Genomic DNA, 339 nt, shown 5'->3' with positions numbered 1-339 from the left:
CCTTGTGGTTGACCGACGCGGTGTAGGTCACCACGCCACCTTCAGCAACGGTCGAGGTCGCGGTCAGAGTGACGGTGGTGGTGTCGATGGTATCGGTCACCTTGGTCACGGCTGCAGTGCTGCTGACGTCCAGCTTCTCGAAGTCACCACCGGTGGTGCCGGTAACGGTCACGCTCAGGTTTTCGGCATCGAGGTACACGTCGTCGCTTGGGGCATCGACGGTGATCGACGCTTCCTTCGAACCGGCGGCGATGGTGATGGTTTCACCGTTGCTCAGCTTGATCACCAGGTCGGTACCGGCCTTGTTGGTCAAGGTCGCGGTGTAGGTGATCTTGCCGC

At 61.1% G+C, this 339-nt stretch carries 1 protein-coding gene; it reads right to left on the bottom strand.

The annotated features are described in order from the left end of the window. On the bottom strand, positions 1–339 hold a 339-nt coding region (locus IRZ77_RS26715; protein ID WP_196174642.1), incomplete at both ends, for an immunoglobulin-like domain-containing protein.

Origin of the sequence: Pseudomonas pudica (assembly GCF_015680405.1) — a bacterium.
In the GTDB taxonomy this organism is placed as follows: domain Bacteria; phylum Pseudomonadota; class Gammaproteobacteria; order Pseudomonadales; family Pseudomonadaceae; genus Aquipseudomonas; species Aquipseudomonas pudica.
The sequence above is the reverse complement of the archived record's forward strand: the minus strand, read 5'-3'. Positions and strand labels throughout refer to the sequence as shown.